Below are 19,005 nucleotides of genomic sequence, written 5' to 3'. Positions count from 1 at the left end.
CCACGTCGATGACGGGAGCCTGTCCCACCTGCGGCCGGTGACAGGAGCAGCCCGCCAGTGGGCGTACCGTCGGACATTCTCCTGCCTGGGCACCTACCGTCGAGACGGTGGACAGGGCGGCGGCGCAAGGGGTCGCGTGATGACAACCAGGGACGGGGCGTCGACCTCGCGTCGAGACGGTGGTGGGTTTCTGCGCTGGGTGGAGTTGACGGACGGCGACACGGACACGTCGGGCTATCCGTTCACGCTGCCGATCGTCGCCGGACTGCGGGCTGCCGGCCGGTTGGAGCTGGATGCGGCGGTGACGTTCCTGGCCGGAGACAACGGCACCGGCAAGTCGACGCTGATCGAGGCGATCGCGGTAGCGGCCGGGTTCAACCCCGAAGGCGGATCCACCAACTTCCGGTTCAGCACGCGTGCCACCGAATCGTCGCTCGGCGAGCACCTGCGACTGGTACGCGGGATCCGTAAGCCGCGCACCGGGTTCTTCCTGCGCGCCGAGTCGTTCTACAACGTGGCCACCGAGATCGACCGCCTCGGTGTGGCCGATGGCTACGGCGGCGCCAGCCTCCACGAGCGATCTCACGGCGAGTCGTTCCTCGACCTGGCCACTCACCGATTCAAGCCGGGAGGCCTGTACCTGCTCGACGAGCCGGAAGCCGCCCTGTCCGTCCATGGCTGCCTGGCGCTCCTCACCCGCATCCACGACCTTGTCGATGCCGGCTCACAGTTCATCATCGCCACCCACTCCCCCATCCTGCTGGCCGCCCCGCACGCCCGAATCCTCCAAATCGAACCCGACGGCACCATCCGCCACGTCGACTACGACGACGCACAACCGGTGCTGCTGACCCGATCGTTCCTGGCCAACCCACAGCGGTACCTGCACCACCTGTTCAACGACGACAGCTGACCCAGGGCTGGGATCGTCAATCGGTCCGGGTGCGGAGGCTCCGCGCCAGGGCGGGGATCATCACCGTCGCAGGGACGAGGTGCAGCCCGAGGAGGGCGGTGGTGGCGGCGGTGTTCGCCCCGGAGAGGAGGGGCGGGACCAACGAGATCGCGGTCAGCGACACTGCCGTCCACACGAATCGTACGGCGGGGCGAGCGCTCCAACGACGAAGAGCGACGGCAATGACGACGCCCACGACCGAGAAGAAGCCGGTCACCACGGCGAACCCGGACAACGGGATCGTCTCGCCGCCATCGGGGATCTCGAAATCGACGCCAGCGGCCTGGGCAAGCGCCGCGGCGAGGGTGGTGGCCACCATCGCCGCGAGCGTGGCGATCAAGCCGGTGCCGGCGAGCCCGCGGAGTCGGTGGGTGTGGCTGGTCTGGCCCGATGCCGGGCCTGCGACGATCCCATTGTCATTCATGCTGCTCATGTCGTTCCTCCACTCATCCGGCAGCTGACGTACGGGGTGTGTTGACTGGCGTGTGACGGTCCTGGACCTGGGCGTGACGATGCGCACCCTCGCCGTGCGACGGCCGGGGTTCCGCAGGGCGCGGACGCCGGTGCCGCGGAGCCAGAACCCGGCGTCGGGTCCGAGGACCGGCCCGGGCTCGCCGTCGCGCAGCTCCAGCTGCACCCGCCCGCGGGTGACGACGCCGAACGCGTCGCGCCACTCCGCCGCGACCACCGCGACACGCGCGCCACCGCGCAGCGCGAGCGTCCACATCGGGACTACTCCGTGCCGTCCGCCGGCAGGCGCTCCGGCAGCCCGAGCCGCGGGAACTGGTCGTCGTGGAAGATGGTGACCTCGGTGATCGCCCCGCCGGTGACGCGCAGGACGTCGATCGTCAGCGGCAGGTACGCGTTCTCCCGCTCCCGCCAGTGGTAGAAGGCGACGGCTGGCTGCCGGTTCACGGAGGTGGGGACGCCGCGCAGGCCCGTCATGCGGTCGAAGCCGTCCTCGATCCAGCTGTTCACGACCCTGTCGCGCCCGACGTGGAGGCCCGGCGTGGGCGGCATTGAGGACCGGACGTCGTCCCGCAGCATCGCGGCGAGCGCCGGGACGTCCGTGGCCACGCTGGCGTCGGTAAAGCGACGCACCAGCTCGCGCGTCCCGGCGTCCATCTCGTCGCCGGTCCAGTCCTGCCGCTCGGCGGGCAGGTGCTTCCGCATGCCGGCGCGGGCCCGCTGCAGCGCGCTGTTCACCGAGTTGACGGAGTCCCCGAGGAGTTCCGCGACGTCCTTCGCCGGCCAGCCGAGCACGTCCCGCAGGATCAGCACTGCCCGCGGGCGCGGCGCGAGGTGCTGGACTGCGACCAGGTACGCCAGCTCGATCGTCTCCCGCGCGACGGCGACGGTCTCCGGCTCGTCCGCGTCGCCCGCGGGCAGCTCGTCGAGCAACCGGTCCGGGTAGGGCTGCAGCCACAGCACCTCGCCGCCCCTCGCAGGCTCCGGGCGGCACTTGGCGAGCAGGTCCAGGCAGGCGTTGGTGGCGATCCGGTACAGCCAGGCCCGGAACGTCGACCGCCCCTCGAAGGTCTCCCGCCGCCGCCAGGCACGGAGGAACGTCTCCTGCACGGTGTCCTCGGCGTCCTCGAACGACCCGAGCATCCGGTAGCAGTGCACGTGCAACTCTCGCCGGTGCCGCTCCGCCAGTCCCGAGAACGCCGGCTCGTCGACCTCGCCCAGACCGCTCATGCCCAGCTCCTCCAGCCGCGTGTCCGCACTCATCACGTCATCCTTCCGTCTCGTCGTGTCCCGTCGTAGGTGTGACGGCTGCGGGCGCGACAACTCATCACTGGCGTCGGCTCGGCTGAGCCATCCGGCCCCGCCGTGGGCCTGATCTGGTTGACCAAGCCCGGCGGGCCGGATGTTTTGGGTGCTGCTGGCGACTGCCGTCGGGCTCCGGCTGTCCGGAGTTGCCAAGGGTCAGCCGAAGCAGTTGGGGACGGGTTGGTCGCTGCCGGTGCAGTTGGTTGAAGATCCGGCCGGGCGCGTCAGCTCGCTCGCCGCCGACGAGGGGCAACGCGGGGTATGCCGTGCGTACCCGGCCGCCAAGCTCGCCAGGCTGACCGCCCTCAAGAGCGTCTGGGATCCGCAGAACGTCTTTCACCTCAACCACAACATCCGGCCGGCGGTCACGGCCGGCCGGAACCCCGGCACGACGCCGCAGCCCTGGCGAGGTTCCGGACCGGCGGGTCGGGCAGCGGGAATGGGAGCGTGATGCCGTCAAGTGCGCGGGGGCAGAGGCAGTCCCGCTGCTCGGGCAGCCGTTCGGCAATGGAGAGCAGCAGGGTACGCAGCCGGGCCGTGTTCTCGCCGAAGACCCGGAACACCTCCTCCTGGGTCACGGCGTCGCCGCCAGCGACCCCGACATCGAAGTCGGTGACCAGCGCGATCGCGGTGTAACACAGCGCCAACTCCCTGGCGAGAACGGCTTCCGGGTGGCCGGTCATGTTGATGATCGACCCGCCGAGGCCGGCGTACCACTGGGATTCCGCCCGGGTGGAGAAGCGCGGCCCCTCCACGACGACCATCGTGCCTCCGTCGTGCGCGGCCATGTCGTGCCGCCGCGCCGCCGTCAGCACCGACGTGCGCCCGTTGGGACAGTACGGGTCGGCGAAGGAGACGTGTACCGCGCCTTCGTCGTAGTAGGTCTGGATGCGGCCGCTGGTGCGGTCGATCAGCTGGTCGGGCACGACGAGCGTGCCCGGTCCGAGTTCGGGCCGGAGGCTACCGACCGCGCACGGGGCGAGAATCTGGCGTACGCCGATCGAGCGCAGCGCCCAGAGATTGGCTCGGTAGGGGATCCGGTGCGGCGGAAGCCGGTGGTCCCGCCCGTGCCGCGGCAGGAACGCCACCGAGCGGCCGGACACCTGGGCCACCGTGATCGGATCGGAGGGTGGTCCGTACGGGGTGGGCACTGTGTGCTCGACGGCCCCATCGAGCAGGGCGTAGAGCCCGGAGCCCCCGATGACCGCGATTTCGGCGAGAGGTTCCACCGCCAACCTTTCTGTGTTGTGCCTGTGCCAGGTCACCCTGGCCCCGATGCGACCGGCTGCCCAGAGCGTTGCCGCCACCGGGCCAACCTGATCACCCACACCGTCGCGCTGATCAGGAAGAGCCCACCGCTGATCGCCAGCCAGCGGGCGACGTACGGAAACCGGTCCTGGCCGGTCGCGGCCCGGTAGGTGTCCTCGCTCAGGCCGAGGATTCCGGGAAGGAAGACCAGGAAGAGGATCCCGGCGGCGAGCGCCGGTATTCGGACGTGGTTCAGCAGGCTGCTTCGCGCCGGCCCGACCTCGCGGCCTCCGCCGCGGGCCGCCCGACGCAGTGCGCGGTCCACGGTCGCGTAGCCCGGGAAGAGGATCAGGTCGTGGGACACGACCGCGCCCACGAACCACAGCAGCATGGGGCCAGCCGTCGCCTCGTCTGCCAGCCGCAGCGCGACCCAGCCGGCGACGGCGAGACACAAGATCATGAGCAGTGCGTGCCGCAGACCCGCGCCGTAGCCGGTTCGTAGGCGTGCGACGACCTCACTCATCGCCGCGGCTCCGGAACTCGATGCGGGCCACCCATTTCGTGCAGTGGACGCCGGGCAGTGCCGGGACGATGACCCGCGCCGGATATCCGTGGTCGACGGACAGATCGACGCCGTTGACCCGGAGCGCGAGCAGCGAATCGGGGTCGAGAACCTGGTTGGACTGCAGCGTCGCCTGCCGGAACAGGCCCGCGGATTCCAGCGACTGGACGTGCGCCGAGGCGGGATCGGTCACGCCGGCGAGGACGGCCAGGTCGCGAAGCCGTACCCCGGTCCAGGTCTGGAGAGTCGACCAGCCCTCGACGCAGGCGATTGGCAGCCGGGCGGTGTGCTGGCCCATCGCCAACAGGGCGACGCGGTCGAGTTGGACGGTGCTACCGGCCCCGGTGAGCGTCAGCTGCCAGTCCGGGCCGGTGTCCGCCGGTCGGATGCCGGCCGCCGCGGCGGAGCGGTTGATCTGAAAACCGTTCGGTCCCGTACCGGGATTCCGCCCGCGTGGCAGCAGAAGGGCGGCGCGGCGGAGCGGACCGTCGAGAGTCTGCCCGACCGTCAGCACCGCCAGCAGCAGCGAGCCGCCGCCGACCAGGGCTACCGCGCCGCGCCGGCTCAACGTGGCCTGTTCGGGAAGGGCCGGTACCAGCCCGTCCGGGTCGGCCGGTTCGGGCCGGGTCGCGGCGCGGGAGGTGTGCAGGACGTCCCGGGCCGGGCGGGACCGCAGCGCGGTGACCATCCGGGGCAGCTTCAGAGCGACGTGCGAGACGAGCGCGACGGTGAAGACCCACGCACCGAAATAGTGCGCGGTGTAGAAGTCGAAGCCGAAGAGGTACGAGTACTGAATGTTGAGCAGGCCGGTGACGATCTGGAAAAGGATCCCGCCCACGAGGAGCAGCAGGGACAGTCGCTCCAACACCTGAGCCACCGAGCGGGCCGGTGGCCAGTCGAACAACTTGGGGACCACCGACCAGAGCTTGGCGAGCACCACCGGGATCAGGACGATGCCGAGGCCGACGTGCAGGCCCTGGGTGAGACGGAACAGCCAGGACGGGCGGGTCGGCCAGTCGAAGGGTGGTAGCCGCAGCCAGCCCACGTCGTGGGGGAAGGCCTGCCCGAACTGCGGCCCGTAGGCGGCATAGTCGAGCAGCCCAGTGATGATCACCACGGGGAGCGAGACGAGCAGCACCACGCCGAAGACGGACGTGAGCCAGGGGCCGCGCAGCGGGCTGCGCCATGCCCGCTGGACGGCTCGGGCGCCCGGCGCCGGGTGCTGTTCCAGCGCCCGCCACAACCGGGCCGGGAAGGCGACGCCGCGCGAGCCCGCCGGGCCGGGGCGGCGTACGTCATCCGGCTGCCCGGGATCCTCGGGGCCGGAACGTCGGGGAGTGCGGGCTGGCACTGGCTTCTCCCTCGCCACCTCGGGGAACGCATCCCGGTCGAGCTGGAGCGGCGTCCCATTACGCGGACGTTCGCCTGCCGCCCCTAGGGATGCAGGCTAGAAGATGCAGCCGCCACCCGGTCGTAATCGCGCCTTACGGAACACTTACCGGCTGGGATGCTCCGACGCGGGGAGCGTGACCCGGACACCCGGTTGTTACGGAGTCCTGACGTGCGGCCGGAAGCACCCCGCCCGGGGCACCGGTTGGCCTAGCGTGACCAGGATGCGCGTACTCGTCACCGGCGCGGCCGGGTTCATCGGATCGCAGGTCGCGGATCTGCTCGCGGCCGAGAGCCACGAGGTGGTCGCGCTGGACGCGCTGCTGCCGCAGGCGCACCGGGGAGAACTGCCCGACTGGTCCGTCCGGCACGACGTGGTACGCGGCGACGTACGCGACGCGGCGCTCCTGGAACGGCTGCTGACCGGCGTGGACGCGGTCTGCCACCAGGCGGCCATGGTCGGGCACGGTCTCGACCCGTCCGACGGCCCCGACTATGTCAGCCACAACGACCTCGGCACCGCCGTGCTGCTCGCCGCGATGTACCGGAGCGGGGTGCACCGGCTGGTCCTGGCCAGCTCCATGGTGGTGTACGGCGAGGGTCGGTACGCCTGCGCCGAGCACGGGGTCGTTCGCCCCGCGCCCCGCCGGGCCGCGGATGTCGCGGACGGTCGGTACGACCCGACCTGTCCGCGCTGCGCCGAGACACTCACCCCGCTGCTGGTGCCCGAGGACGCGCCGCTGGAGCCACGCAGCACGTACGCGGCCAGCAAGCTGGCGCAGGAACATCTGGCCACGGCGTGGGCCCGGCAGATCGGCGGCGACGTCTGGGCGCTGCGCTACCACAACGTCTACGGCCCCCGGATGCCGCGGGACACACCGTACGCCGGTGTGGCTTCGATCTTCCGCTCCGCGCTGGCCACCGGGCTGCCACCCCGGGTGCTCGAGGACGGCCGGCAGCGGCGCGACTTCGTCCACGTCACCGACGTGGCCCGGGCGAACGTGCTCGCCCTCGCGACCCCGGCCCCCGATGCTCTGGTGCCGGTGAACATCTGCTCCGGCGAGCCGCACACCGTCGGCGAGCTGGCCACGGCGCTCGCCTCGGCGATGGACGGGCCGGCGCCCGTGGTGGTCGGGGGCGCCCGCGCGGCCGACGTGCGGCACGTGACGGCCGACCCGCAGCGGGCGGCTGAGTTGCTGGGCTACAGCGCGCGGGTGCGCTTCACCGAGGGGATCACCGCGTTCGCCACCGATCCGCTGCGTGAGCCGGCCATCCTGAGCGGGTGATCCGCCGAGGCCGGGTCACGAGACGGTCCACAGCAGGTGGTTGACCGCCAGTGCGGTCGCCGCCTGCCCTATCAACCACCAGCGACGGGTCTTCTCCGGCAGCAGAGCCGCGGCCACCAGCAGCCAGACCGCGAACGGCAGCCAGATCCGCTCGACCTCGGCCTTGCTGAGCCCGGACAGATCCGCGCCGACGACGGTCAGCGCGGCGACCAGCGGAAGCAGCGCCGCTGGACTGGCCGCGCGTGCCGCCGTGGCGAGGTCCCGCGGATCGCGATGCCCGGGGCCCAGTCGGGCGCGCACCGCGGCGACGGCGGCGAGCACCGCCCGGCGTAACGCCGGCCCGAGCACCGGGCCGGTCGACAGCAGCAGCGCCGCGAGATTCGCCCAGACCCAGTAGGCGTACGGGCGGTCGGCCGCCCAGCCCTGGTAGTAGCGCTCCACCACCAGCCGGTACCCCACCCACCAGTGGAAGCCGGCGGCCGTGAACGCGAGCACCACCGCGGCAACCCCGGCGAGCGCGGCGAACAGTGCGCCCATTCGGCGCGCCGGTCGCAGCGCGATCACGGCCAGCGCGAGCAGCCCGACCAGCACGAACCCGTACGACAGATAGAGCGCGAAACCGAGCAGCAGGCCGCCGGCCGCCGCCGCGAGCGGTCCCCGTGCCGCCAGCAGAGCCAAGCCTGCCGCGACCACCCCGGCGAAGATCCCGTCCGCGGAGGCGCCGATCCAGACCGCACCCGGCAGCAGCACCAGGAACGGCACGACGGCCCGCGCGGCGTCGGCGGCGCCGAGCGCGCGCAACGTCACGGGTACCGACACGGCCACCGTCGCCCCGACGAGGACGCAGGCCAGTCCGGCGGCCGTACCGCCACCCAGACCCACCCGGTCGAGCCAGACGAAGAGCAGCAGCGCGCCGGGCGGGTGGCCGGCGGTGTGGGTGGACCAGGCCTCCGGCTGGAAGTCGAGGATCCGGGCACTGAAGCTGACCAGCGCCGATGGAATGTCGGTGACCCGAGGCACCTCGTGCAGGTATTCCGCCTGCGCGGTCAGCCTGCGGGTCAGGCCGTCCGACCAGCCGTCCACCAGGGCGAGCGACAGCGTCCAGGCGACCGCGCCGAGCCAGGCCACGGCCAGCAGGACGCCCCACCGGGCCGTCCTGGCCCAGCGCGGTCCCGCTCCGATCACACCGGCGGCGACCAGCACCGCGATCGGGGTGCCCAAGCCGATGTGCGGCTGCCAGGTCGCGTACAGCGGAGCCGCGTCGGCGTGCAGGCCCACCTCACGCCGGTTGAGCAGCAGGCCGATGAGCACCGCGGCGACGAGCAGCGCCGCCTCGACGCCCAGCAGCACGAGGTCGGCGGGTCGGCGGCGGAGGGGAGCCCGTTCGGGGGCGGGGGCGAGAGCGGAACCGCGGTCCATGACGATCGGACGGTACGGCCACAACCGGCCCGTCGGCAGCCGAATCACGAGGTCGTCACCGTTCGGTAAGAACCGCTCCGGCAGTAAGGGTTCGGTAATCACTTTCCGGTCCCGGCCGGTCCGCGAAGGTTCTAGCGTCGCCGATATGCCGACTCAGTTCGACCGCGACGCTGCCGCGCCGACCCCGATCGACGTCGTGTTGCCGTGCCTGGACGAGGCCGCCGCACTCCCCCGGGTGCTCGCCGCGCTACCGCCCGGCTACCGGGCGATCGTGGTGGACAACGGGTCCCGGGACGGTTCGCCGGAGGTCGCCACCCAGCACGGCGCACAGGTGGTACACGAACCTCGCCGGGGCTATGGCGCCGCCGTTCACACCGGGCTAGAGGCCGCCGGGACGGAGCTGGTCTGTGTGCTCGACGCCGACGGCTCCTTCGACCCGACCGAACTGCCCGCCCTGGTCGCGCCGGTCGCTACCGGAACGGCGGACCTCGCGGTCGGTCGCCGCCGGCCCGTCTCTGCCGGAGTGTGGCCGTGGCACGCGCGGGCCGGTACGGCCCTGGTCGCGGCGCTGCTCCGGCACCAGGGCGTACCCCTGCGCGACCTGAGCCCGATCCGGGTGGGCCGCCGCGAGGGGCTACTCGCCCTGGGCGTCGCCGATCGGGCGTTCGGCTACCCGCTGGAACTGCTGATCCGAGCGGCCGCCGCCGGCTGGCGCATCCGCGAGATCGACGTGACGTACGCGGCCCGCGCCGCCGGCACCCGGTCGAAGGTCTCCGGCTCGGTACGCGGCACGTTGCGCGCCACCCGCGACTTCGCGGCCGTGCTGCGCACCGTGGGCGTGAACCGTTGATCTCCGCCGGCGCTCCCGGCACCGCGCCCCCCGGCGGCAGTTCGGACGGCACGAGCGCGGTTCTGCTGGTGGTGGCCAAGGCGCCGGTGCCGGGTGCGGTCAAGACCCGACTCTGCCCGCCCACGACTCCGCTGCAGGCGGCCCGGATCGCCGCCGCAGCGCTGCGGGACACCCTGGACGCGGTCCGCGCCACCCCCGGGGTGACCCCGGTGCTCGCGTGCGCGGGCCGGCTGGCCGACGGCGAGGACGGCGCCGGGCTGACCGCGGCGACCGCCGGTTGGACGGTGCTCCCGCAGCGCGGGACCGGGTTGGGAGAGCGACTGGCCAACGCCCACGCGGACGTGGCAGTGGCCTTTCCGGGTCGACCGGTGCTCCAGATCGGCATGGACACCCCACAGGTCACGGCACATCGGCTGGCCGCCGCCGTGCGCCGGCTCGCCAGCGTGGAGGCGGTCCTGGCCGAGGCTGCCGACGGCGGTTGGTGGGCGTTGGGGCTACGCGACCCCCGACACGCGTCCGTGCTCCGGACCGTGCCGATGTCCACGCCTGACACCGGCCGGCGTACCCGGGCCGCGCTGGTGCGACGAGGCGTGCGGCCCGTGCCGCTGCCGGTGCTGCGCGACGTGGACGAGTGGCCCGATGCGGTGGCGGTGGCCGCAGCGATCGGCGGGGGTCGCTTCGCGCGGCAGGTCGCGGCGGTCCACCGCACCCTGGTCTCCGGCGGGCTGCGATGAGTTCCATCTCCACCGTCTCCGCGAACGGCGGCGGTTTCACCTCCGCGCTGCGCGCCCGGGACACGGACGACCACTGGCTCGTGTACGGGGACGGCGCACGCAGCCGGCTGCCGGTCCGTCGCTGGCGCGGGCCGGCCGAACCGGCGACAGCCGAGGTGTTGGCCCGCTGCACCGGCCCGACGCTCGATCTCGGGTGCGGCCCGGGCCGGTTCACGCTGGCGCTCGCCCGCGCCGGGATCACCGCGGTCGGGGTCGACGTCTGCGCCTACGCGGTCGCCAGCACACGGGCCCGAGGAGCCGTGGCCATCCACCGCGACCTGTTCGACCCGCTGCCCGGTGAGGGCCGATGGGCCCATGCCGTCCTGCTCGACGGGAACGTCGGTATCGGCGGTGACCCGGTCGCGCTGCTCCGCCGCTGCCGCGCCCTGCTCGACCCGGCCGGCACGGTGCTGGTCGAACTCGATCCGCCGGGCTCCGGGCTGTGGCAGGGGCTCGCCCGAATCGCCGCACCACATCGTGCGGGCCGTTCGGTCCTCGGCCCGGCGTTCCGCTGGGCCCGACTAGACACCGGGGCCGCCCAGCACGTCGCCTCCCGGGCCGGCCTGTCCGTGCGGGAGATCGTCGAGCACGGCGGGCGCTGGTTCGCCGAGCTCACCGTGTCGCCGTCCCCGCCGACGACGCACCGCTGAGCCGCTCGCTTCGTCGGGCCCGGAGAGCACCCCGCCGACGGGGGTGGGCCCAGCCGTAACCATCTCGCAAGGACTTCGCCGGTCGGCATCGCCCCAACCGCTGATTACGCTGGGCCGCGATGGACACCAGCAGGCGGCCGGGAGCATCTGGGAGCGGCCAATGACGCAACAGGTGCTCGTGGTCGATGACGACCGGACCGTCAGCGACGTGGTCTGCCGCTATCTCGAACACGCGGGCTACGAGGTCAGCCACGTGGGTGACGGGGCCGCCGCGCTCACCGCCATCGCTCGTCGGGCGCCGCATCTGGTCGTCCTCGACCTGATGCTGCCGAAGGTGAGTGGTCTGGAGGTCTGCCGCGAGCTGCGGTCCGGCCCGGAAGGCGTACCGATCATCATGCTGACCGCGCGTAGCGACGAGACCGACCGGGTCCTCGGCCTGGAACTCGGCGCCGACGACTACCTCACCAAGCCGTTCTCGCCGCGCGAACTCGTGCTTCGGGTGCGCTCGGTGCTGCGTCGCACCGGCGGTGTGCCGCGCTCCGAGCACCCGTCGGAGGTGTTGACCGACGGCGATCTGGTGGTGCGGACCGGTCCCCGGGTGGCGCAGTCGGGTGCGACGGAGCTGTCCCTGACGCTGCGCGAGTTCGACCTGCTCGCGCATCTGATGCGGCACCCGAGGCAGGCTTTCGCCCGCGCCGACCTGCTGGAGCAGGTGTGGGGCTGGAACTTCGGCGACCAGTCGACCGTCACCGTGCACGTCCGACGGCTGCGGGAAAAAATCGAGAGCGACCCGTCCAACCCGCGGCGGATCGTGACGGTCTGGGGCGTCGGCTACCGGTACGAGCCGACCGATGCGTGATCTTGTGCTGATCTTCGCGCTCGCCCTCGGCGCGGCACTCGTCGTCGGCCTCGCCGGAGGGCTGCTGCTACGGCTACTGCGCCGCAGCTCGATCACCGTGCACCTGTGCGTACTACTCACCGTCACCGTGCTCGCTGTCGTGGGCGGCGTCGCCGCCGTCGCCAAGGCGATGTTCCTGTCCCGGCACGACCTCGAGGTCGTGCTGATCACGGTCGCCGCGGCCGCCGTCGTCAGCCTCGGCATCGGCGGGCATTTCGGGCATCGGCTGGCGCGCGCGGCGGTCTGGGCGGACCAGGCCCGCGCCCGGGAACGGCACCTGGAGAAGGGTCGCCGTGATCTCGTCGCCTGGGTGTCCCACGACCTGCGTACGCCACTTGCCGGCCTCCGGGCGATGGCGGAGGCGCTGGAGGACCAGGTGGTACGGGACCCGGTGACGGTCGCCGAGTATCACCGGCGGATCGGCGTGGAGACCGACCGGATGACGAGACTCGTCGATGACCTGTTCGAGCTCTCCCGGATCAACGCGGGGGCGCTCCGGCTGTCGCTGGCAGCGGTACCCCTCAGGGACGTGGTGTCGGACGCGCTGGCTGCCGCCGCGCCGCTCGCGGACGCCCGTCGCATCCGTCTGGTCGCCCCCGAAGCCGGCTGGCCCACCGTGGTGGCCAGTGAGCCGGAACTGGCGCGGGTGGTGGCCAACCTGCTGCTCAACGCAGTGCGCTACACACCGCACGACGGCACCGTACGGATCGAGGCGGGCCATGACCGGGATGACGCGTGGCTGTCCGTGGCCGACACCTGCGGCGGGATTTCCCCCAGCGACCTGCCCCGGCTATTCGACGTGGCATTCCGCGGCGAGCCGGCTCGCTCCCCCGGGCAGAGCCCTGGCGGCGCCGGCGGACTCGGCCTGGCGATCGTGCACGGGCTGGTCGAGGCGCACGGTGGCAAGGTCGACGTGCACAACACGATCGAGGGATGCCGGTTCGTCGTCCGGTTGCGCACAGCATGACCGCTGGCTGCTGAACGTCACACGAATTTGCCCTAGATCGACGATGATTGGTGAGGTAACGGGTACGCGTCAGCGTGGCGGCGAGGCCTGCTCTAGTGGGCGTCCGTGGGCTCGGATCGTGTCCGAGACGGCGACGCCGAGCAGGACGGCGGCAGCTGCTGCAGCGACCCCGAGTGGAGGCAGGCCCACCATCACCGGCGCCATGGCCGCGAGGACGAGGATCCCGATCGGCCGTGGCCGGGACACGCGGGCGAATGCCACGTACTCGAAGACTGAGCGCCCGGCCAGGTACAGCGCGGGCCCGCCGAGGATGGCGCCGACCCAGGCGGGTTTGGCCTGTCCGGACGGATCCAAGAGGACGAGTTCGGAACCGGCTGAGGTGCCGAGGATGCCAACCACCATGAGCAGATGGGAAAACTCGGCCAACCGACCGAGCCGGCCGGGGTCGGCGGATGCCGCGACGGCCTCGCCCAGGATCTGGCCGGCTCGGTAGAAGTAGATCCGCCACAGCAACACCGTGGTGAGGAACGACAATGTGAGGGCCAATGTTCGTTCAGCCACGATCGGACCGCGTAGCAGACTCGATCCGGTGGTCAGGATCGTCTCACCAAGCGCGACGATGACGAGCTGCCAGTAGCGTTCGGCCAGGTGCTCGCCCGCGACGGCCCACGGGGACACCCGCGAGCGACCCAGCCGCGGTACCGGCCAGCCGAGTCTGCCCCCCAGGTAGTCGATCGCCAGGGCCAACGTCCAGAGCGAATTGCGCGTCAGCTCAGGTGCGAAAGCTCCGGCGAGCCACGGCACGGCCGACGCGCCGAACCAGACGAGCGCCAGCATGTTGACGCGGCGCAGATCGTGACCCCGCACGACGAGTGCGAAGAAGAGGGTGCGGCCCACCTGGATCGCGACGTACGTGCCCGCGAAGAGCAGGCCAGTCTCCGCGAGAGCCCCGGATATCGCGACCGCCAGGAACAGGCTCCCGAGCATCGTCGCGAGGACAACGAACTGGGTCGCCGGCTGGAACGGATCGAATCTGCTGGTCATCCATGCCGTCTGGGTCCAGATCCACCAGACGGCCAGGAGCAGCAGCAGAGTCTCACCGTTTTCCGAAAGCGAAGTGCTCAGCGTCCCGGCGACGTGACCCCTGGTGTAGTCCAGCACCAACTCGTGCACGATCCGGGTGAGCGCGAAGACGTACACGAGATCGAAGAACAGTTCCAGGAAGGTGGGCCGCTGCGGACTCTCACGCCTGCGCAGCATCTTGGCCACTCTGTTCGTCGTCACCGGCCCGCCCGCTTCATCGGCTTGTCGCTGAAGCAGTCGTACCACGTCGCCGCGCCGCCCACGGATAAGACGCAGCCCCGATGACTGAAGGGCCTGACGGCCGATAAGGCGCCCAGCACCTTGCCTCTCCCATTGCGGCAATGGCCAGCTGACCGATGTGCTATGCGCGTTCCGCGCAGGGCTGACACCGCGGGCAACGACTACCGGACGCGGCACCACGGGCCGGGTTGCCCGCTCTCGCGGCCCACCTGTCAACTCCCCCGGCAACCGCCACAACGGATCCTGCGTGGTCGTGCGACGCGGGCGCTCGCCCACCGTGCTGCAATACACCGGCGGCGAGTACCGGGAACTCGCCACCACGGACCGGTTCGCGCAGATCGTCCTGGTCGCCGGATGAGTCAGCGGCCTGCCCGTGCCGCTTCCGCGTCTGGGCGCCCTCGTGGGGCTGGATCCTCGTCGGTCCCGCCCGCCGCGGCCCGGCAAGGGCTTCCCACGCCAGGATCGTCGCCGAGGCCTCCGATCTGCGGTCCTACCTCGCCCGCTCGATGCCGCGGGAGTCCGTCAGCGAGCGGAGTCCCATGGTGGTCTTGCCTCCCTGCGCCCGACCAGGGGTTTCCCTCATCCGTCCCGACCGCGCCTCATCGATGGTCCGCGTAGACCAGTTCGTATCCTTCGGCCATCCGCTCGTTCGAGAAATTCCTGGTGACGTGCTCGCGGCAGGCCCGCCCATTGAGGCGGGCGGCGTCGTGTAGGGCCTGCGGCAGATCGCTGGGGTCGTCCCGGACGAAGCCCGTGACGCCGTCCCGCACCAGTTCACGCATCGCTCCCCGTTTCAACGTGACCACCGGCGTGCCGGCGGCCATCGCCTCGATCACCACCATCCCGAATGGCTCCTCCCACTGGATGGGCATGATCAGGCACCGGGCGGACAGCAGGAGCCGTTCGGTCGCCGCCCGGTCCGGGTTGAGGATCACGTCCACGTCCGGGCCGAGCACCGGCTCGACCACCGCACGGAAGTACTCCTGCTCGAACGGCTCGACGCACTTGCCGGCCAGCACCAGGGGCAACCCGGCCGCCCGACACGCCTCGATTGCCAGCTCCGGCGCCTTCTCGGCGCTGAATCGGGCTAGCCACAGGACCGGCCCTCCGTCCCCCCGCGGCCGGCCGGTCAGATCGTCGATGTCCATACCGTTATGCACGGTGCCGTACCAGGGGAGGTCGGGGGCCAAGCGGCGTTGGGCATCGGAGATCGCGACCAGCCGAACGCCGGAGCCGAGCGAGCGCAGCACGTCGCCGTACTCGTCGAGAGGGCTACCGTGCACCGTCAGCACCGTGGGGACGCTCCGCCGCTCGGCCGTGAGCGGCCCGACCACGGTGTGGTCGTGGACGATGTCGAACCCGCCGGCGTCGATCATCCGGTTGACCCGGGCGATGTGGGCTACCTCCGGCAGGAGCTCGCCCAGTCGCTCCACCTGCACCTCGCCGACGGTAGCCGCGAGTCGGGCCTGGGTGCCGGTCTCCGAGCCGGCGCCGAAGAGGGTTATGTCGTGCCCCCGATCGACGAGGGCGTCCACCAGCCCGGCGACCACCTGCTCTACACCGCCGTAGCCCGGCGGCGGGATCTCATACCACGGAGGCACCACCATCGCAATTCGCAACAGCCGACGGTCGTCGTCCATTTTCCTCGTGTTCCTGCGCGCCATCCGCGCACCTCCCGCCGGTCGCACGTTCGTCGACCCGGCAGCAACCATGCGCGGCGGGCCGGACGACCCGCCGGTGCCAGGTCTGGCGGGGCCTTCCCAAACCCGCCGGGGTTACACGGGCGCCAGGTCCCCCTCACGCGGTCGGTCGTATGCCTCACGCGGGGCTCGGGGGCCGCCGGGAGGAAAGCGCCCAACCTGTTACCGGGCCGCCCCTTTTGCCCAACCCGCATACTTTGTCCGGCTCGCCGTGCGAAGGTCTGGATGACTGTTTCGCGAAAGAATTGTTCTGGGAGTAGCTCATGCCGAAGCGGGCGAGCGCGGAGCCCCAGGACCGCCAGCCGGCGATCCTGGCCCCGGCGGGGTTCGGCGGCTATCCCGGCCCGCTTCGTCCACCGGTGCCGGGCAACACGCTGCTACGGCTGCTCGCCACGACCGACGCCAAGCAGATCGGCCTGCTCTATCTGAGCACGTCGTTCTTCTTCTTCATCGCCGCGGGCATCGAGGCGCTACTCATGCGCGCGGAACTGGCCCGGCCCGGGTTGCAGTTCCTGTCCTCAGAGCAGTACAACCAGTTGTTCACCTCGCACGGCACGATCATGATGTTCCTGTTCGCCACCCCGCTGGCGTTCGCCTTCGGGAACTACCTGGTGCCGCTGCAGATCGGCGCGCCAGACGTCTCGTTTCCCCGGCTCAATGCCCTCGCCTACTGGCTCTACCTTCTCGGCGGGCTGATCGTGCTGGGCTCGTTCGCCAGCCCGGGCGGGGCCGCGGACTTTGGCTGGACCGCGTACGCCCCGCTCAGTCACTCCGCACACACCCCGGGCGTGGGCGCGAACGCCTGGATCATCGGCCTGGTGCTCTCCGGCGTCGGCACGATTCTCGGGTCGGTCAACCTGATCACCACGGTGCTGACGCTGCGCGCGCCCGGGATGACGATGTGGCGGATGCCGCTGTTCACCTGGGCCATGTTCATCACCGCGCTGATGGCGATCGTGGTGTTCCCCCTGCTGTCCGCCGCGCTTCTCGGCCTGCTGTCCGACCGCCTCCTGAACAGCCACGTCTACGACCCGAGCAACGGCGGACCGATGCTGTACCAGCACCTGTTCTGGTACTTCGGCCATCCAGAGGTGTACATCGTGGCGCTGCCGTTCTTCGGCATCATCAGTGAGATCCTCCCGGTTTTCTCGCGTAAACCGCTGTTCGGCTACAAGGGCATGGTCCTCGCCCTGTGGGCGATCTTCTTCTACTCGCTGAACGTCTGGGCGCACCACATGTTCGCCACCGGGCAGGTGCTGCTGCCCTTCTTCTCGATCATGACCTTCATCATCGCCGTACCAACCGGGGTGAAGTTCTTCAACTGGATCGGCACCATGTGGAAGGGTCAGCTCACCTTCGAGACGCCGATGCTGTTCGCCGTCGGGTTCCTGGTCACGTTCCTGTTCGGCGGCCTGACCGGTGTTCTGTTGGCCAGCCCGCCGGTCGACTTCCACACCCACGACAGCTACTTCGTGGTGGGGCACTTCCACTACGTGCTCTTCGGCACCATCGTCTTCGCCGCGTTCGCCGGGGTGTACTTCTGGTTTCCCAAGATGACCGGCCGGCTGCTCGACGAGCGCCTCGGCAAGGTCCACTTCTGGACCATGTTCGTCGGCTTCCATACCACCTTCCTCGTGCACCACTGGCTGGGCAACGACGGCATGCCCCGCCGCTACGCCGACTACCTGCCGACTGACGGGTTCACCACCCTGCACACGGTCTCCACCCTCGGCTCGTTCGTCCTCGGCGTCTCCACCCTGTTCTTCATCTACAACGTCTGGAAGTCCTGGCGGTTCGGCTCCGCCGTCTCCGTGGACGACCCGTGGGGATACGGCAACTCACTGGAATGGGCCACCACCTGCCCGCCCCCGCTGCGCAACTTCGACCGGATGCCCCGCATCCGCTCCGAACGCCCCGCCTTCGACGCCAAATACGGACCCCTGGTGTCCGACCTGGGCCGAGACCTGCCGCAACGCGCCGCCACGCCGCCGCAGCAGCTGCACGAGGAGCTGCATCGCGAGCCGCACCGCGGGGAGTCTCCGAGCGCCGAAGGCGCCCACGGCACGGAGGAGGTCACGGGCTACCGGCCAGCGCCGCAATCCGGCGCCCGCCCGGTCGACGTGCCGGCACCGGAGGACGTTCGCCGGCCCAGCTTCGCGCAGACGGACGAGGCCGACGAGGACCCGCTGGACTCCCAGCGCGGCCCGCAGGCGCCGTCGCAGTGGCGGCATCCGGGCGAGGCCGGCGACGACAGCGACCGCTCGTAGCGGCAATGAGCGTTGCTCGGTCGCGCCACGACACCCTGTCCACATGAGACGCCGCCGCACCGCCATGACCGCCCGGACCCTGCTTGCCGTCACGGCGCCGGCACATGGCACGAGACGCCAGGGCCTTCTGGTGAATGACGTGGTCGCTCCGCGGCCCGGCCCGAACGTCGATCGCCGGTTTCCCACCATCCTCAATGCACCCCGATCCGGTGATCGCTCGAGGTTTCCCCGGCGCGACCCGGTCGAGTCGGAACGCTGAAGGGGTGGAGCAGCGATCGCGACGACCCGCGCTGGGACGCCTGCTGTCCGTCAGGCGCGCCCTGTGGTCGCTAGCCGTCGGTGTCGTCGCCGGGACGGCCACCGCGCTCGCCGGGGCGCCGGCGCTGACGCCGCTGGTGATCTGGACGATCGCGGCGGGCACGAACCTCGTCTGGGTATGGCGCGCCTGCTGGTCGGCGAGCCCCGAGCGCACCGAGGAACTCGCCGAGGCGGAGCGGGACTCCCGTTCCACCGACACGGCGATCCTGATCGCGTCCGTTATCAGTATCGCCGCAGTGGCCGAGGCGCTCGTCCGCGCCTCGGGCGAGCAGGACATGGTGGCTGTCGCGCTGGTGTTCCTCAGCGTCGTCGCGGTCGTCCTGGCGTGGGCGCTGGTGAACACCGTCTTCGCGTTCAAGTACGCCCGGCTGTACTACCGCGACGACGACGGCGGCATCGACTTCAAGCGGGAAGACCGCCCGGCGTACGCCGACTTCGCGTACGTCGCCTTTACGGTTGGCATGTCCTTCGCCCCGGGCGAGAACGAACCGACCACCAACCACATGCGCAGGATCGCGCTCGGGCACGCGCTGCTCCTGTACGCCTTTGGAACCGGCATCCTGGCCGTCGCCGTCAACCTGGTCACCAACCTGGGCCAGTCATGACCCCCGGCTCGCCACTGCGACCGTC

17 protein-coding genes and 1 pseudogene are annotated in these 19,005 nt (G+C 71.1%); 10 read left to right on the top strand and 8 right to left on the bottom strand.

Annotated features, from left to right (window positions below; genetic code table 11):
- Window positions 1-139: 139 nt before the first annotated feature.
- Window positions 140-913: an AAA family ATPase gene (locus tag AB0K07_RS11360; RefSeq protein WP_363753477.1), complete on the top strand. Its 774-nt coding sequence runs from the start codon at window positions 140-142 to the stop codon at window positions 911-913.
- Window positions 914-929: 16 nt separating this feature from the next.
- Here AB0K07_RS11360 and AB0K07_RS11355 read toward each other — a convergent pair whose 3' ends face one another.
- Both AB0K07_RS11355 and AB0K07_RS11350 read right to left on the bottom strand, forming a co-directional pair.
- Window positions 930-1,679 (bottom strand): DUF6069 family protein, encoded by a 750-nt coding sequence (locus tag AB0K07_RS11355; RefSeq protein WP_363753474.1) that lies wholly within the window; start codon window positions 1,677-1,679, stop codon window positions 930-932.
- Between the two features lie 5 nt (window positions 1,680-1,684).
- Complete coding sequence (locus AB0K07_RS11350) at window positions 1,685-2,683, bottom strand: RNA polymerase subunit sigma-70 (RefSeq protein WP_363753471.1); 999 nt, start codon at window positions 2,681-2,683, stop codon at window positions 1,685-1,687.
- A gap of 139 nt (window positions 2,684-2,822) precedes the next feature.
- Here AB0K07_RS11350 and AB0K07_RS11345 point away from each other — a divergent pair, with 139 nt between their 5' ends.
- Window positions 2,823-3,176, top strand: a complete 354-nt coding sequence (locus AB0K07_RS11345) for a BBE domain-containing protein (RefSeq protein ID WP_363753469.1) — start codon at window positions 2,823-2,825, stop codon at window positions 3,174-3,176.
- On the opposite strand, the pseudogene AB0K07_RS11340 reads toward AB0K07_RS11345, so the two are convergent.
- The 3 genes and pseudogenes from AB0K07_RS11340 to AB0K07_RS11330 form a co-directional block, all read right to left on the bottom strand.
- Window positions 3,154-3,954 (bottom strand): annotated as a pseudogene (locus AB0K07_RS11340) (S-methyl-5'-thioadenosine phosphorylase); the annotation flags it as partial. The gene AB0K07_RS11345 and the pseudogene AB0K07_RS11340 sit on opposite strands and share 23 nt — an antisense overlap.
- A gap of 32 nt (window positions 3,955-3,986) precedes the next feature.
- Complete coding sequence (locus AB0K07_RS11335; RefSeq protein WP_363753467.1) at window positions 3,987-4,496, bottom strand: hypothetical protein; 510 nt, start codon at window positions 4,494-4,496, stop codon at window positions 3,987-3,989.
- Window positions 4,489-5,778, bottom strand: a complete 1,290-nt coding sequence (locus AB0K07_RS11330; protein ID WP_363754295.1) for a molybdopterin-dependent oxidoreductase — start codon at window positions 5,776-5,778, stop codon at window positions 4,489-4,491. The genes AB0K07_RS11335 and AB0K07_RS11330 overlap by 8 nt, the downstream gene beginning before the upstream one ends.
- Before the next feature lie 370 nt (window positions 5,779-6,148).
- Between AB0K07_RS11330 and AB0K07_RS11325 the strand changes: the two genes are divergently transcribed.
- Window positions 6,149-7,210 carry an NAD-dependent epimerase/dehydratase family protein gene (locus AB0K07_RS11325; protein WP_363753465.1) on the top strand — a complete coding sequence of 354 codons (1,062 nt, stop codon included), beginning with the start codon at window positions 6,149-6,151 and terminating at the stop codon, window positions 7,208-7,210.
- A gap of 15 nt (window positions 7,211-7,225) precedes the next feature.
- On the opposite strand, the gene AB0K07_RS11320 is transcribed toward AB0K07_RS11325, so the two are convergent.
- Window positions 7,226-8,629, bottom strand: coding sequence for a hypothetical protein (locus AB0K07_RS11320; RefSeq protein ID WP_363753462.1), 1,404 nt, complete (start codon window positions 8,627-8,629; stop codon window positions 7,226-7,228).
- Between the two features lie 145 nt (window positions 8,630-8,774).
- On the opposite strand from AB0K07_RS11320, the gene AB0K07_RS11315 reads away from it, so the two are divergent.
- From AB0K07_RS11315 to AB0K07_RS11295, 5 genes are all read left to right on the top strand, one after another.
- On the top strand, window positions 8,775-9,479 hold the full coding sequence (locus tag AB0K07_RS11315) for a glycosyltransferase family 2 protein (protein ID WP_363753459.1): 705 nt from the start codon (window positions 8,775-8,777) through the stop codon (window positions 9,477-9,479).
- Window positions 9,479-10,213, top strand: a complete 735-nt coding sequence (locus tag AB0K07_RS11310; RefSeq protein WP_363754292.1) for a DUF2064 domain-containing protein — start codon at window positions 9,479-9,481, stop codon at window positions 10,211-10,213. Before AB0K07_RS11315 ends, AB0K07_RS11310 begins: the two co-directional genes overlap by 1 nt.
- On the top strand, window positions 10,210-10,902 hold the full coding sequence (locus AB0K07_RS11305) for a class I SAM-dependent methyltransferase (protein ID WP_363753456.1): 693 nt from the start codon (window positions 10,210-10,212) through the stop codon (window positions 10,900-10,902). The genes AB0K07_RS11310 and AB0K07_RS11305 overlap by 4 nt, the downstream gene beginning before the upstream one ends.
- Window positions 10,903-11,062: 160 nt before the next feature.
- A complete protein-coding gene (locus tag AB0K07_RS11300; protein ID WP_363753454.1) occupies window positions 11,063-11,761 on the top strand; it encodes a response regulator transcription factor in 699 nt (232 codons plus the stop codon).
- A complete protein-coding gene (locus AB0K07_RS11295; RefSeq protein WP_363753452.1) occupies window positions 11,754-12,767 on the top strand; it encodes an ATP-binding protein in 1,014 nt (337 codons plus the stop codon). The genes AB0K07_RS11300 and AB0K07_RS11295 overlap by 8 nt, the downstream gene beginning before the upstream one ends.
- A gap of 69 nt (window positions 12,768-12,836) precedes the next feature.
- On the opposite strand, the gene AB0K07_RS11290 is transcribed toward AB0K07_RS11295, so the two are convergent.
- The gene (locus AB0K07_RS11290) at window positions 12,837-14,027 is read right to left on the bottom strand and encodes a low temperature requirement protein A (protein WP_363754289.1); all 1,191 of its coding nucleotides are present in this window, start codon (window positions 14,025-14,027) and stop codon (window positions 12,837-12,839) included.
- Window positions 14,028-14,689: 662 nt separating this feature from the next.
- On the bottom strand, window positions 14,690-15,730 hold the full coding sequence (locus AB0K07_RS11285) for a glycosyltransferase family 4 protein (RefSeq protein ID WP_363753450.1): 1,041 nt from the start codon (window positions 15,728-15,730) through the stop codon (window positions 14,690-14,692).
- Between the two features lie 323 nt (window positions 15,731-16,053).
- Here AB0K07_RS11285 and ctaD point away from each other — a divergent pair, with 323 nt between their 5' ends.
- Entirely contained in the window at window positions 16,054-18,057 is a 2,004-nt protein-coding gene (gene ctaD / locus AB0K07_RS11280) for a cytochrome c oxidase subunit I (RefSeq protein ID WP_363753448.1), read from the top strand.
- Between the two features lie 194 nt (window positions 18,058-18,251).
- Window positions 18,252-18,980, top strand: a complete 729-nt coding sequence (locus AB0K07_RS11275) for a DUF1345 domain-containing protein (RefSeq protein ID WP_363753446.1) — start codon at window positions 18,252-18,254, stop codon at window positions 18,978-18,980.
- Window positions 18,981-19,005 lie beyond the last annotated feature (25 nt).

This window comes from Micromonospora sp. NPDC049301 (assembly GCF_040678715.1).
Lineage (GTDB): Bacteria > Actinomycetota > Actinomycetes > Mycobacteriales > Micromonosporaceae > Micromonospora.
This window is presented reverse-complemented; position numbering and strand designations above follow the sequence as displayed.